The 13,790-nt window shown below is 59.3% G+C and carries 12 protein-coding genes and 1 tRNA gene; 4 read left to right on the forward strand and 9 right to left on the reverse strand.

Annotated elements, in window-relative coordinates:
- Positions 1-39: 39 nt before the first annotated feature.
- Both ctaD and nrdF read right to left on the reverse strand, forming a co-directional pair.
- Positions 40-1,737: a cytochrome c oxidase subunit I gene (gene ctaD, locus GC425_RS07175; protein ID WP_151843217.1), complete on the reverse strand. Its 1,698-nt coding sequence runs from the start codon at positions 1,735-1,737 to the stop codon at positions 40-42.
- A gap of 229 nt (positions 1,738-1,966) precedes the next feature.
- Positions 1,967-2,962 (reverse strand): class 1b ribonucleoside-diphosphate reductase subunit beta, encoded by a 996-nt coding sequence (gene nrdF, locus GC425_RS07180; protein ID WP_151844505.1) that lies wholly within the window; start codon positions 2,960-2,962, stop codon positions 1,967-1,969.
- Between the two features lie 356 nt (positions 2,963-3,318).
- Here nrdF and GC425_RS07185 point away from each other — a divergent pair, with 356 nt between their 5' ends.
- Positions 3,319-3,807 carry a ferritin gene (locus GC425_RS07185; RefSeq protein WP_151843215.1) on the forward strand — a complete coding sequence of 163 codons (489 nt, stop codon included), beginning with the start codon at positions 3,319-3,321 and terminating at the stop codon, positions 3,805-3,807.
- 166 nt (positions 3,808-3,973) lie between these two features.
- Here GC425_RS07185 and nrdE read toward each other — a convergent pair whose 3' ends face one another.
- The 4 genes from nrdE to ykgO all read right to left on the reverse strand — a co-directional run bounded on the left by nrdE (position 3,974) and on the right by ykgO (position 7,510).
- Positions 3,974-6,136, reverse strand: coding sequence for a class 1b ribonucleoside-diphosphate reductase subunit alpha (gene nrdE / locus GC425_RS07190; RefSeq protein WP_151843214.1), 2,163 nt, complete (start codon positions 6,134-6,136; stop codon positions 3,974-3,976).
- Between the two features lie 62 nt (positions 6,137-6,198).
- A complete protein-coding gene (gene nrdI, locus GC425_RS07195) occupies positions 6,199-6,654 on the reverse strand; it encodes a class Ib ribonucleoside-diphosphate reductase assembly flavoprotein NrdI (protein ID WP_151843258.1) in 456 nt (151 codons plus the stop codon).
- Positions 6,655-6,804: 150 nt separating this feature from the next.
- Entirely contained in the window at positions 6,805-7,035 is a 231-nt protein-coding gene (nrdH, locus tag GC425_RS07200) for a glutaredoxin-like protein NrdH (RefSeq protein ID WP_151843213.1), read from the reverse strand.
- 352 nt (positions 7,036-7,387) lie between these two features.
- The gene (gene ykgO / locus GC425_RS07205; RefSeq protein ID WP_003852698.1) at positions 7,388-7,510 is read right to left on the reverse strand and encodes a type B 50S ribosomal protein L36; all 123 of its coding nucleotides are present in this window, start codon (positions 7,508-7,510) and stop codon (positions 7,388-7,390) included.
- Positions 7,511-7,693: 183 nt separating this feature from the next.
- Between ykgO and nadE the strand changes: the two genes are divergently transcribed.
- Positions 7,694-8,572: an ammonia-dependent NAD(+) synthetase gene (gene nadE, locus GC425_RS07210; RefSeq protein WP_257822702.1), complete on the forward strand. Its 879-nt coding sequence runs from the start codon at positions 7,694-7,696 to the stop codon at positions 8,570-8,572.
- 19 nt (positions 8,573-8,591) lie between these two features.
- Here nadE and GC425_RS07215 read toward each other — a convergent pair whose 3' ends face one another.
- The 3 genes from GC425_RS07215 to GC425_RS07225 all read right to left on the reverse strand — a co-directional run bounded on the left by GC425_RS07215 (position 8,592) and on the right by GC425_RS07225 (position 10,241).
- A complete protein-coding gene (locus GC425_RS07215; protein WP_257822703.1) occupies positions 8,592-9,239 on the reverse strand; it encodes a vitamin K epoxide reductase family protein in 648 nt (215 codons plus the stop codon).
- Positions 9,240-9,294: 55 nt separating this feature from the next.
- Positions 9,295-9,367, reverse strand: a tRNA-Ala gene (locus tag GC425_RS07220).
- A 133-nt stretch (positions 9,368-9,500) separates the two neighbouring features.
- Positions 9,501-10,241, reverse strand: coding sequence for a thioredoxin domain-containing protein (locus tag GC425_RS07225; protein WP_151843211.1), 741 nt, complete (start codon positions 10,239-10,241; stop codon positions 9,501-9,503).
- 214 nt (positions 10,242-10,455) lie between these two features.
- On the opposite strand from GC425_RS07225, the gene GC425_RS07230 reads away from it, so the two are divergent.
- The gene (locus tag GC425_RS07230; protein WP_151844507.1) at positions 10,456-11,901 is read left to right on the forward strand and encodes a sodium:alanine symporter family protein; all 1,446 of its coding nucleotides are present in this window, start codon (positions 10,456-10,458) and stop codon (positions 11,899-11,901) included.
- Between the two features lie 114 nt (positions 11,902-12,015).
- On the forward strand, positions 12,016-13,788 hold the full coding sequence (locus tag GC425_RS07235) for an AMP-binding protein (protein WP_257822706.1): 1,773 nt from the start codon (positions 12,016-12,018) through the stop codon (positions 13,786-13,788).
- Positions 13,789-13,790 lie beyond the last annotated feature (2 nt).

Consider the following 13,790-nt stretch of genomic DNA (forward strand, 5'->3'; position numbering starts at 1 on the left):
CCCGTTGTCTCAGGCAGTTACAGCCTGGGACACACTATTTTAGAAGTGAGGTCCAACGTGTGCCTCGTCACGCATGCGCTTGACCATGTGTGGGTGGTGCAGCTCGAACGCAGGACGCTCGGAGCGGATACGTGGCATAGAGGTGAAGTTGTGACGTGGAGGAGGGCAAGAAGTTGCCCACTCCAGGGAGTTGGAGTAGCCCCATGGGTCATCCACGGTAACGACCTCACCGTAGCGTACGGACTTGAAGACGTTCCACAGGAATGGCAGCACGGAGATTGCCAGGATGAACGCACCGACCGTAGAGATCTGGTTGTAGATGGTGAATCCATCGGTTGGCAGGTAGTCAGCGTAACGACGTGGCATACCGATGTTACCGACCCAGTGCTGAATCAGGAAGGTGGTGTGGAAGCCCACGAAGGTCAGCCAGAAGTGAAGCTTACCCAGGCGCTCGTCCAGCATGCGGCCGGTCATCTTCGGGAACCAGAAGTAGATACCACCGAAGGATGCGAAGGCCACGGTACCGAAGAGGGTGTAGTGGAAGTGAGCAACGATGAAGTAAGAGTCAGAGATGTGGAAGTCCAGTGCAGGAGCTGCCATCATCACACCGGTCAAACCACCGAACAAGAAGGTGGAGAAGAAGCCCAGGGCGAACACCATCGGAGTTTCGAAGGTGATGCGGCCACCCCACATGGTGCCCAGCCAGTTGAAGAACTTCATACCGGTAGGAACCGCGATCAGGAAGGTCATGAAGGCGAAGAATGGCAGCAGGATTGCGCCGGTCACGAACATGTGGTGAGCCCACACGGCCATGGACAGAGCAGCAATGGACAGGGTTGCGAACACCAGGCCCACGTAGCCGAACATTGGCTTGCGGGAGAACACTGGGAAGATCTCAGAGACGATACCGAAGAATGGCAGCGCCAGGACGTACACCTCAGGGTGGCCGAAGAACCAGAACAGGTGCTGCCACATGATGGTTCCACCGTTAGCTGGGTCGTACAGGTGGCCGCCCAGCTTACGGTCGTACAGAACACCCAGGGCTGCTGCGGTCAGCAGTGGGAAGATCAGCAGAACCAGCAGGGAGGTCACGAAAATGTTCCACGTGAAGATAGGCATGCGGAACATGGTCATACCTGGAGCGCGGAGGCACAGGATGGTCGTGATCATGTTCACGGCGGACAGGATGGTACCAACACCACCAACACCAACACCCAGGATCCACAAGTCGGAACCAACGCCTGGGGAGTGAACAGCATCAGACAATGGGGAGTACATGGTCCAACCAAAGTCTGCTGCACCACCAGGGGTGAGGAAGCCGGCCATCATGACTACACCACCGGCGGTGGTCAGCCAGAAACCAAAAGCGTTCAGACGTGGGAAGGCAACGTCAGGCGCACCAATCTGCAGTGGCATGACGTAGTTTGCGAAGCCGAACACCATCGGGGAACCGTACAGCAGAAGCATGATGGTGCCGTGCATGGTGAACAGCTGGTTGAACTGTTCGTTGGACAGGAACTGCATACCCGGCTCGAAAAGCTCGATACGGATCAACAGTGCCATAAGGCCACCGATCATGAAGAAGCTCAGGGACATGATCATGTACATGATGCCCAGAAGCTTGTGGTCGGTGGTGGTCAGCATCTTCCAAGCAAGGCTTCCGCGTGGAGCCTTACCGAAAGGAGCAGGCCTAGACGGGGTGAGTTCTTGACCCTCCCGTGGCGCTACTGCGGTCATTCGTTCCTCCTGACTACGCGGTGATCAGCTCGTCGTGCTGGTCACCCAAGTTTTTTGGATCCTTACATCCATCGGCCTGCCGGCGAGCTGATCGCTGGAAAAACTGCGGTCCGATCGTCGAAACATACCTATGGGACATAGGAATAGCTCCTATGTTATCCCTTAAACGTCGATTTAAATAGCTGAGTCCCTCATGAGTGCTGCGGAACCCACGTTTTGGGGGTGCTGTTTAGAAGTCCCAGTCTTCATCCGTGGTGTTTTCGGCCTTACCAATGACGTAAGAAGAGCCGGAACCACTGAAGAAGTCGTGATTTTCGTCACCACCCGGGTTGAGTGCCGACAGGATCGCCGGGGAAACCCGAGTCTCGTCGGCCGGGAACAGTCCCTCGTACCCCAAGTTATTCAGAGCCTTGTTGGCGTTGTACCGCAGGAAGCGCTTCACGTCCTCGGTCCACCCCAGCTCGTCATAGAGGTCCTCGGTGTACTGAGCCTCGTTGTCGTAGAGCTCAAACATCAACTCAAAGGTGTGATCCTTCAGCTCATCCCGACGCGCCTGGGACTCCTTCTCCAACGCGCGCTGGTACTTGTAGCCGATGTAGTAGCCATGCACAGCTTCGTCGCGAATAATCAGACGAATAATGTCCGCGGTGTTTGTGAGCTTGGCGTGCGAGGACCAGTACATGGGCAGGTAGAAGCCCGAGTAGAACAGGAAGCTCTCCAGCAGCACACTGGCGATCTTCCGCTTCAGCGGATCATCACCCTCATAGAAATTGAGGATCGTATCCGCCTTCCTCTGCAGGTGCTCATTTTCTTCCGACCACCGGAAGGCGTCGTTAATCTCCGGCGTGGAGGCCAACGTCATGAAGATAGAGGAATAGGATTTCGCGTGGACGGACTCCATGAAGGCGATGTTCGTGTACACGGCCTCTTCGTGCATCGTGACGGCGTCGTCGATCAATTTCACAGCACCCACGGTGCCCTGAATGGTATCCAGCATCGTCAGGCCCGTGAACACGCGCATGGTGGTTTGACGCTCGTGTTCGTTCAGGGTGGACCAGCTGGGAACGTCGTTGGACAGGGGGACCTTTTCCGGAAGCCAGAAGTTTCCAGTGAGTCGGTCCCAGACCTCAAGATCCTTGTCGTCTGGAATGTTGTTCCAGTTGATGGCAGAAATAGGTTCCCCAGCCTGGTGATGTGCTGGGGACAGTGGCTTACGTGCCGTCATTGCCCATGCGCTCCTTCAAATCGGACTTTACCTTCCCGACTATATCCCCTTTGCGACACGAAGACCCCATAACGGTCAGAAGCTGCCCTGACTCCCCGTCGCAACGCCCGTCGGAAAAAATTTTTGAAGAATTTTTTTGCTCATGTGGGGGCATAGTGGCTTGTTTACGCCGCTACGAAGTTCATCCGGTAGCGATCATAAATCTTTACAAAAGTCCTGGTCATGATCATATTTTTACTATCACGCAGCGATCCCTAAGTTAACCCAGCCTTTCCTGTTGTTTATGGTCCCTGACCTGCAAAAAGGCAGTGCAAACTTAGTGGCAGACCCGTCACCGTGTGTCTATAGTCGGGTTCATGAGCATCAACGAGAAACTACAGAAGATCATCAACGACCAAGTCACCGCAGAGCACAAGGCAGCTCTGCTGTACACTCAGCTCGGCTACGAGCTCGACCGCCTGTCCTTCACCGGCATGCGCGACTGGATGTTCGCACAGGCCGACGAGGAGCGCGAGCACGCACAGAAGTTCGCTGACCACCTGCTGGACCGCGACGCCCGCGTGGATGTTGAGAACATCGACATGCCTTCCATCAAGATCTCCACTCCCCTGGACGCCTTCGAGGCAGCCCTGGACCACGAGAAGCACGTCTCCGGCCTGATCCGCGAGATCGTTGCCGTGGCTGAGGAGACCAAGGACATCGACTCCCGCTCCCTGCTGAACTGGTTCCTGGACGAGCAGATCGAAGAGGAAGCCACCGTCAGCGAGATCATCGACCACCTGAAGCTGGTGGGCAACGACGGATCCGGCCTGCTGCGCATCGACGCTCAGCTGGGTAGCCGCTAAGCCTCCCCTCTCGATCCCCTCAAAGGGAATCCTCAGATACTAACTAGCGTTGGCCCCGTCCCTTAAGTTTAAGGGACGGGGCCAACGCTATGTGTTGCGGGCGCGAGCATCACCGAGGCCTAGTGCGCACAGAGTCTGTTATCTGTGACGCACCGGCCTGTGACAGCTACAGCATGCAGGATACGCAGCCTTCAACCTCCGTGCCTTCCAGGGCCGTTTGGCGAAGACGGATGTAGTAGATGGTCTTAATGCCCTTGCGCCATGCGTAGATCTGCGCGCGGTTGATGTCACGGGTGGTAGCCGTGTCCTTAAAGAAGAGGGTCAAGGACAGCCCCTGGTCCACGTACTTCGTCGCCGCCGCGTAGATGTCGATGATCTTCTCGTAGCCGATCTCGTAGGCGTCCTGGTAGTACTCCAGGTTTTCGTTGGTCATGTGTGGCGCTGGGTAGTACACACGGCCGATCTTGCCTTCCTTACGGATCTCAATCTTTGAGGCGATTGGGTGGATCGAGGACGTGGAGTTGTTGATGTAGGAAATCGAGCCTGTGGGCGGGATGGCCTGGAGGTTACGGTTGTAGATACCGTGCTCCATCACGGATTCCTTGAGCGCTGCCCAGTCCTCGGCCGTCGGGGTGTGAATGGACGAGGCCTCGAAGATCTCCTGGATGCGCTGGGTCTTCGGCGCGAAGTCAGCAGGGTCGTACGCGTCGAAGAACGCGCCCGTGGCGTAGTCCGAGTTCTCGAAGTTGTCGAACTTGGTCTTGCGCTCGATGGCAATCTTGTTGGATGCCTTGAGTGCCTCGTACATCACGGCCGCGAAGTACGCGTTGGTGAAGTCCAAGGATTCCTCGGAGCCGTAGTAGATGTGCTCACGGCCGAAGTAGCCGTGGAGGTTCATCTGACCCAGGCCAATGGCGTGGGAGTGGTCGTTACCCTGACGCACGGACGGCACGGAATCAATAGACGTCTGGTCAGAGACGGCGGTCAAGCCACGGATAGCAGTCTCGATGGTCTTGGAAAAGTCCTCAGAGTCCATGGCTGCCGCGATGTTCATCGATCCCAAGTTGCAGGAGATGTCGTCACCGATGGTGGCGTAGCTCAAGTCCGCGTTGAATTCGGACGGAGTGGAGACCTGCAGAATCTCCGAGCACAGGTTGGAGTGGGTGATCCGGCCGTCGATTGGGTTGGCCTTGTTCACCGTGTCTTCAAACATGATGTACGGGTAGCCGGACTCGAACTGGATCTCCGCCAGCGTCTGGAAGAACTGACGGGCGTTGATCTTCTTCTTCCGGATGCGTGGGTCTTCCACCATTTCTTCGTAGTGCTCCGTGATGGACACATCGGCGAAAGCCTTGCCGTAAATGCGCTCCACATCGTAAGGAGAGAACAAGTACATGTCATCGTTGCGCTTGGCCAGCTCGAAGGTGATGTCCGGGATGACCACACCCAAGGACAGGGTCTTAATGCGGATCTTCTCGTCAGCGTTTTCGCGCTTGGTGTCCAGGAACTTGAGGATGTCCGGGTGGTGCGCGTGCAGGTACACAGCCCCCGCACCTTGGCGGGCGCCCAACTGGTTGGCGTAGGAAAAGGCGTCTTCCAGCAGCTTCATCACAGGGATCACGCCAGAGGACTGGTTTTCGATGTGCTTAATGGGTGCACCGGCTTCACGGATGTTGGACATCAGTAGTGCCACGCCGCCGCCGCGCTTGGACAGCTGCAGTGCGGAGTTGATGGAGCGGCCGATGGACTCCATGTTGTCCTCGATGCGAAGCAAGAAGCAGGACACGGGTTCGCCGCGCTGGGCCTTACCCACGTTCAGGAAGGTTGGGGTGGCTGGCTGGAATCGCCCGTCGATGATCTCATCGACGAGGTGTCCCGCCAGCTCCACGTCACCATCAGCCAGGCCCAGCGCCACCATGCTGACGCGGTCCTCGAAGCGCTCCAGGTAGCGCCGCCCGTCGAAGGTCTTTAGGGTGTAGGAGGTGTAGTACTTGTACGCCCCCAGGAAGGACTGGAAACGGAACTTCTTGGCATAAGCGCGCTTGAACAGGGCCTTAATGTCCGCGAAGTCGTACTTGTCCAGGATCTCCGGGTCGTAGTACTTGTTGCTGACCAGGTAATCGATCTTTTCTTCCAGGTCGTGGAAGTAGACCGTGTTCTGGTTCACGTGCTGGAGGAAGTACTGGTTGGCTGCTTCGCGATCCTTATCGAATTGAATGTTGCCATTCTCGTCGTACAGGTTCAGCAGTGCGTTGAGCGCGTGAAAGTCGAGTTGCTCGGCTTGGTGGACAGGCTCCGCCACGGTCTTTCCGAGTTCGGTGGAAGTCATTCGCTTGTACCTTTGGTGTCTTTCTTCTGGTGTGTCTTCTCGTGCGTTCTACGTTGTCCGTTTTACACGGACGGTCTCACATCCGCTCCCCAGCGGTGTTCAGATCGGAGCGCTTGTTCGAATTCGGCGAGCCCCTGCTGCACTCGGACCACGTCCTCATCCGTGCCCATCAGCTCGAATCTATAGAGGTAGGGAACCTTGCATTTCGCTGCGATGACCTCGCCGGCTTTGCAAAAGTCTGGGCCGAAGTTCAGGTTTCCGCTGGCGATCACGCCGCGCAGCAGTCCCCTATTGTGTGGGTTATTCAAAAATCGAATGACCTGTTTGGGCACCGGCCTGCTGAAGTCTCCTGAAATGCTGGCGCCGCCACCGTAGGTGGGGACGATCAGCACGTGTGGTTGATCCACGATCAGCTCGCCCTCGCTGGCTCGCAAGGGAATCCGCACGTTGTCAATGCCGAGTTTCTGCACGAATCGGTGGGTGTTGAGCGTGGTGGAGGAGAAATAGGTTATCAGCATGGTGCTGCTCTTTTCCGACGTGACGTGCACGATCACGCCGACATGACGTGTCCAACGCCTGTCACCATGACGTGCCCTATACATACCGACGCCGGGCGTCGGCACGTGCCGGCGTGGTGTGTGAGGTGAAGCGCCGGGTTGTAGAGCTTCTTAGGCGGCTGCAGAGGCCAGGCTGCGGATGCGGTCTGGGCGGAAGCCGGACCAGTGGCCGTCCTCGGTGATCACGACGGGCGCCTGGAGGTAGCCCAGCGCCATGACGTAGTCGCGAGCCTCGTCGTCCAGGCTGATGTCCACGGTCTCGTACTCCAAGCCAGCCTTATCAAGGGCCTTCTTTGTTGCAGTGCACTGAACGCAAGCTGGCTTGGTGTAGAGAGTGATCATGGCGTGACCTTCCTGAAAAGCGGCGGTGGGTGATGGCCTGTGTTCCATCTTTGTGACGTGCTTGAGCTTACACAGAATCGGGCGGGGAGACAACATGGAAAACACAATATTTAGGGCCATGGAAAGCCCCAGACCACTAGATGTAGTAGTTACAACTATGGAATTCGCAGGTCGTATTCTGGCGGAGCTACAACATCTAGACGGTAAAAAAACATTCTTGTAATTTCACTCTCGTGAGCACTACCACAACCCACCCCCTGCACACGACAGCCCCGCCCCACACACGCGACAACCCCTCCCCCGCATCACTCGCGGAGAAGGGGTTGGTTTAAGAGTCGCGCTGTTAAAAGGATTAGCCCTGACGAGCCTTGAAACGTGGATCCTTCTTGTTGATCACATAAACCTTGCCACGGCGACGAACGACCTGAGCGCCCGGCTTGTTCTTCAGCGACCGAAGGGACTTGCGAACCTTCATTGGGCGCTCCTTTCCTCATCTATTCCAAAGCGTTCGGGCTGGCGGGTGCTGTTAGACGAACATCTAAGCAAGCGCCCAGTGAGCCTCGAACTCAAACACAAGCGATTAGTTTACCCAGCACCTAGCAAAAAACACAAATGAGCTACGGTTTCTTCATACCCCACGGTGGTTACTATGGTGTTCATGAACTCTACCCCGTCCACTGACGACCACCACCTGTCTCCCCTGCGCCGACAGATCATTGAGGAGCTCGGCTGCGCCCCCACCGTCGACCCAGCCACGGAGATCGCCCGGCGCGTGGCCTTCATCAAGGACTACCTGCTCTCCACCGGCGCCCGCGGCCTGGTGTTGGGGATTTCCGGTGGCCAGGACTCCACCTTGGCCGGCAAGCTCTGCCAGCTCGCGGTGGATGAGCTCAATGCCGCCGACACTGAACGCACCGAGGCTGAACACTCCTTCACCTTCTACGCCGTCCGCCTTCCCTACGGCGTTCAAGCCGACGAGCAGGACGCCCAGATCGCCCTGCGCTTCATCCAGCCCAGCTGCGCGCTGACCATCAACATCAAGGACTCCACGGACGCCATGGCCCGCGCCACCGCCGAGGCCCTCGACGGCTCCCCCATCACGGACTTCAACAAGGGCAACATTAAAGCCCGCGCGCGCATGATCGCCCAATACGCCCTCGCCGGCCAGGTGGGCGCCCTGGTGGTCGGCACCGATCACGCCGCGGAGGCCGTCACCGGCTTCTACACCAAGCACGGCGATGGCGCAGCCGACCTGATCCCGCTGGCGGGCCTGACGAAGAACCAGGGCGCGTCCCTGTTGCGCCATCTGGGCGCCCCGGATTCCACCTGGGAAAAGGTGCCCACGGCGGACCTGGAGGAAGACAGGCCGGCGCTTCCGGACGAGGTGGCGTTGGGCGTCGGATATAAAGATATAGACGCCTACCTCGAGGGACGAGAGATCGACGCCGACGCCGCAGCAATCATCGAATCCTGGTGGAGCCGAACTCGCCATAAGCGGGCCATGCCCGTCACGCCTCACGACCAGTGGTGGCGCTAGTTATCAGTGGAGTCACTCGTTACATGAAGAGCTGAATCCAGATGACCGCGGTCACGCCGAGGTACCACGCGATGACCACCAGCAGCGGCATGCCGAATGCGGAGTGCGCCACGACGTCCCCGCGGTCGCGACGGATCTCGCGCATCATGTGAACCATCGTCATGATGAGCAGCGGCATCATGATCGCCCACACGGCCATGCAGTACGGGCACAGGGCGCCGATCACGAAGATTGCGCTGTAGGCGAGCCAGTGGACGAACACGATCCCGAACGTCATGCCGGCGAGCGTGCACCACCAGAACCACCGGGGAAGCTTGGCACCCGTCATGAGCACCACGCCGATGGTCATGACCACGCCGTAGCCCAGGATGCCGATGAGAGGGTTGGGGAATCCGAAGGCGTTGGCCTGCGGTGATTGCATGACGTCACTGCAGGAGACGACCTCGTTGAACGTACAGGCGGGGACGAACGTGGGGTCGACCAGCAGGGCGATCTTGTCCACCGTGATGAGGAAGGAGAAGAACTCGCCGATGGTGGCCAGGATGAGCATCGTGGCACCGAACAGCTTCGTGGCTCCCCACCCGCCGGACCTGTCCTCCCGCGGGAGGGCCGTGGAGTTGTTAGTGGAGTTGTTGCTCGTGGATTCGTTGAAGGTGTTCTGAGCCATGGTCGTCCTTGCCACTTGTGTGAAAAAGCCACCGGGTATTCCCGGTGGCTGTTTGTGGAGCTAACGGGACTCGAACCCGTGACCCCCACACTGCCAGTGTGGTGCGCTACCAGCTGCGCCATAGCCCCGTGGAAAGCGTGTGTGCTCTCGAACGTCAAAAGCCTACATCACCGTGAAGCGACTAAACAAATCGCCTGGTTGAGGTCTTTTTGCGCGCCCGCGTTGTCTGCAGCAATCGCAGGCATCACACGCTTCCAATGCTTAAGGGTTAACAACCTCGGGAACCCAAGACTTGATGGAGCCGGTATTCTTATCGGCCACCAGCTCGATCTCCTTATCATCCACGAAGATACGAGGGGTGGACACCTGGCCAGCTTGCTTGGACAGCTTGTCGCTGTTGGCCTGGAAGACGCTCTGGGTAGCTTCCTGGTTCTTGCCGCTCTTCACGCCGTCCACGATGGACTGGTCCACGCCGTAGCTGGACACGGCGCGGGCCATTTCCTCGTTACCCCAGGTGCGGGACACCTCGACCTGGTTGGCGAAAATGTACTGCTGCAGGTTCCAGAAGCCCTTGGCGTTTCCTTCCTTGGCCAGGTCGATGACTGCTGCGCCGGCCCGGGAGGAGGAGCGACGCTCGGGGTCGTCCAGGAAGTTCAGGATGCGGTATTCCACCTTGATGTCGCCGTTGTTCAACGCCGCCAGGAGGTTCTCGTGATCGGATTCCGCCAACTCTCCACAGTGCGGGCAGGAGAAGTCTTCGTAGATCACAGCCGTTTTTGCGTCTGGATTCAGATCCTTGGAGGCCAGGACAACGGCGTTGTCCTTGAAGGAGACGTCGAATGCAACGTCCTGTTGTGGCATATCCATACCGGCAGCATTATGGTCACTGTTTTTCTTGATGAACAGGCCGCCTACCACGGCCGCGATGATGAGGATAGCGACGATGCCCCAGATGAATCCCTTGCTGGAATCCTGCTGTGGCGCCTTAATCTTCTGACTCAACGGAGTAGTCCTTTCGCGTTTTATACCCGAATCATTATTCCAACCACCACGTAAAATTACCAAGCCCTACGGGGCCTCATGTGCCCTTTTGACAGACAGTTAGCATCTTCCCTACCCCCATTGCCAGCAAACTGGCAGCGTTCTAGGACTTTTGCCATGATTTTTTGCGCATTCCCTAGTGAAACTGCCTGCGCACAGAGTAATCTAACCGTCCATGGATGACGTTTCATTTGCAGACCGGCTTAACGAGATTCTGGGCACCGCCGGATCTATCCTGTGGGGCCCATTCCTCCTGATCCCTCTCCTGCTGGGAACAGGAATTTTCCTTACGATTCGCTTGGCGGGTCTCCAGTTCCGCACCCTCGGCGTGGCCCTGCGCCACGGACTCATCGACCGTAACGACGAAGGCGGCGCGGGTGACATCACCCAGTACCAGGCGCTCACCACGGCACTGGCCGCCACGGTGGGTGTGGGCAACATCGTCGGTGTGGCCACCGCCATCGGCGTGGGTGGTCCCGGCGCGCTGTTCTGGATGTGGGTCACGGGTCTTCTGGGCATGGCGTCCAAGTACTCGGAGGCTTTCCTGGGTGTCCGCTTCCGCACCAAGGATGCTGACGGCCACATTTCCGGTGGTCCGCAGCGCTACCTCTCCGAGGGAATCCAGGGCGGCTTCGGTAAGTTCCTGGCCTGGTTCTTCACCATCGCCGCCATCATCGCCTCCTTCGGCATCGGTAACCTCACCCAGGCCAACGCCGTGGCCACCGGCTTGGAGGACACTTTCCATGTGGATCCCTGGATCACCGGCATCATCATGTTCGTGCTGGTGGGTACCGTACTGCTGGGCGGCATCCAGTCCATCGGTAAGGTCACCTCTGCCTTCGTGCCGCTGATGATCGTGATCTACATCGGTGGCGGATTGATCGTTCTGGGCAAGCACGCCGGCGAAATCCCCGCAGCGCTGGGCATGATTGTTACCGACGCCTTCACCGGCACCGCCGCCACCGGAGGCTTCTTGGGCGCCACCATCATCGCGGCTCTGCGCATGGGTGTGGCCCGCGGCATCTTCTCCAACGAGTCCGGCATGGGCTCCGCGGCCATTGCTGCGGCCGCGGCGAAGACCACCCACCCTGTCCGCCAGGGCCTGGTCTCCATGACGCAGACGTTCATTGACACGATCATCGTGGTGACCATGACCGGACTGGTCATCGTCACGACGGGTGCGTGGGAAGGTGGTGCCGACGCCGCCGGCACGATGACCGCAGAAGCCTTCAGCCGCGGCATCGGCGCGGACTGGGGCGGCACGATCGTGTCCGTCTCCGTGGTGTTCTTCGCCTTCTCCACAATCCTGGGTTGGTCCTACTACGGTGAGCGCAACGCAGAGCGCGCGTTCGGCCTGTGGGCGTCCCTGCCCTACCGCGCCGCGTTTACCTGCGTGGTATTCCTGGGCGCGACCACGGAGCTGGAGTTGGCGTGGACCTTCGCCGACCTCGCCAACGGCCTGATGGCTCTGCCGAACCTGGTGGGTCTGCTGGTTCTGTCTGGCCTCATCGCCCGCGAAACCAAGGCGTACCTGGACTTCGATCCGAAGCTGCGCGCGAAGCCGGAGGACGTGCACCAGTTCCTGGTGGACACCAACAACCCATGGCGCTCGGGAGCCTAAAGCACTCGGAGATCTCGAGCCTCCCCCACACCGTGTGAACCACAACAGGGGCGTTTTCGATGTATTTCATCGAAAACGCCCCTTCTATGTTCCACGAAACTATAGGGTATTTCCATGAATACTCCATCCTCCGATGTGCCCTATACCCTTGTCACCACGGCCCCAGAGCCCGCCCCCACCTACGGCGACGGACTCAACGTGGCCCTCACACCGTTACGGTTCCTGCAGCGCAGCGCCGGAATCAGCCCCAACAAAATCGCCTGCGTAGACGGTCCGCGCCGCATCACCTTCCGTGAATTCGATGCCGACGCCCAAGCCTTCGCCCGCGCACTCCGCGCCGATGGAATCCAGCCCGGCGACCGTGTGGGCGTGCTGGCCGCCAACTCCTACGAAGCTCTCCTGGCGCAATTCGCCATCCCACTGGCCGGCGCCGTGGTGGTCGCGATCAACACCCGGCTGGCTCCCGCGGAGGTCTCCTACATCCTGGACCACTCCAGCATCAGCATCGTGCTGGGTGAGCGGGACCTGCTGGCCGCCGCGGTGACGGCCGTGGATCGGGACCTGTCGCGCCTCATCCTCATTGCCGACGAGCACGGGGCTGAACCGGGCGCGGACCTGGGGGATGTGGAGTTGGCGTCGGACATCATCACGACATTCAGCAGCTACCTTCAGCCACATCGCGACGGTGAGCGGCTGACCTACCGCGTGGCCGATGAACGCCAAGCTATCGCCATCAACTACACGTCCGGCACCACCGGCAAACCCAAGGGCGTGGTGTACACGCACCGCGGCGCCTACCTCAACGCGCTCGGCGAGGTGCAGACGCAGAAGTTCACCAAGGACACGGTCTACCTGTGGACCCTGCCGATGTTCCACTGCTCCGGCTGGTGCACCGGCTGGGCCTCCATGGCGGTCACGGCCACCCAGGTGGCGCTGCGTGCGGTTCGCGGCCCGGACATGTGGCGCCTCATCAGCGACGAGGGCGTGACGGCCATGTGCGGCGCCCCTGCCGTGCTCACCACCCTGGTGGACGATGACAATAAAAAGCGCGTGAAGAACCTCTCCATTGTCACCGCCGGCGCCCCGCCGAGCCCCACCATCATCACCCGATGCGAAAACCTGGGTGTGGAGGTCACGCACGTCTACGGCCTGACCGAATCCTACGGTCCCTACACCGTGTGCGAACCCCAGCCGAACTGGCAGGACATGACCGTCCGACGCCGCGCGATCCTCAAAGCCCGGCAAGGCGTGGCGATGGTGACCAATGAGCAGGTGCGGGTCATCAAGGAAACCGAGAAGGACTCGGACCTGGTGGAGGATGTGCCGTTCGATGGAACCACCATGGGCGAGATTGTCTTGAGTGGAAACGGTGTGATGGCCGGATACTTTAAGGACCACGCCGCCACCGCCGAAGCCTTCCGCGGCGGGGTGTTCCACACCGGTGACCTGGGCGTGAAGCACCCCGACGGCTACATTCAGCTGCTGGACCGCGCGAAGGACGTGGTGGTCTCCGGCGGCGAGAACATCTCCACCATCGAGGTGGAGCAGGCCGTGGTCAGCTACCCGGACGTGTCCGACTGTGCGGTCATTGGCGTGCCCGATGAGAAGTGGGGCGAGCGCCCCCGCGCCTATGTGGTGCTGCGGCCAGAGGCGGCGGCGAACGTGTGCGATGGTGACGCGGAGACCCAGGAGAACGCGGAAAACCAGGAGGCCAGGAAGGCCATCGAGGAGGCGATCATTGCACACTGCCGCGCTCACATCGCCGGCTACAAGGTGCCGCGTGACATCCGCATTCTTCAGGAGCTGCCCCGCACGTCCACGGGAAAGGTGCGGAAGAACGAGCTCCGGGATGAGGCCTGGGCTGGGCACGAGGCACGGATTAATTAGCG

Origin of the sequence: Corynebacterium sp. zg254 (assembly GCF_024701495.1) — a bacterium.
GTDB classification, from domain to species: Bacteria; Actinomycetota; Actinomycetes; order Mycobacteriales; family Mycobacteriaceae; genus Corynebacterium; species Corynebacterium zhongnanshanii.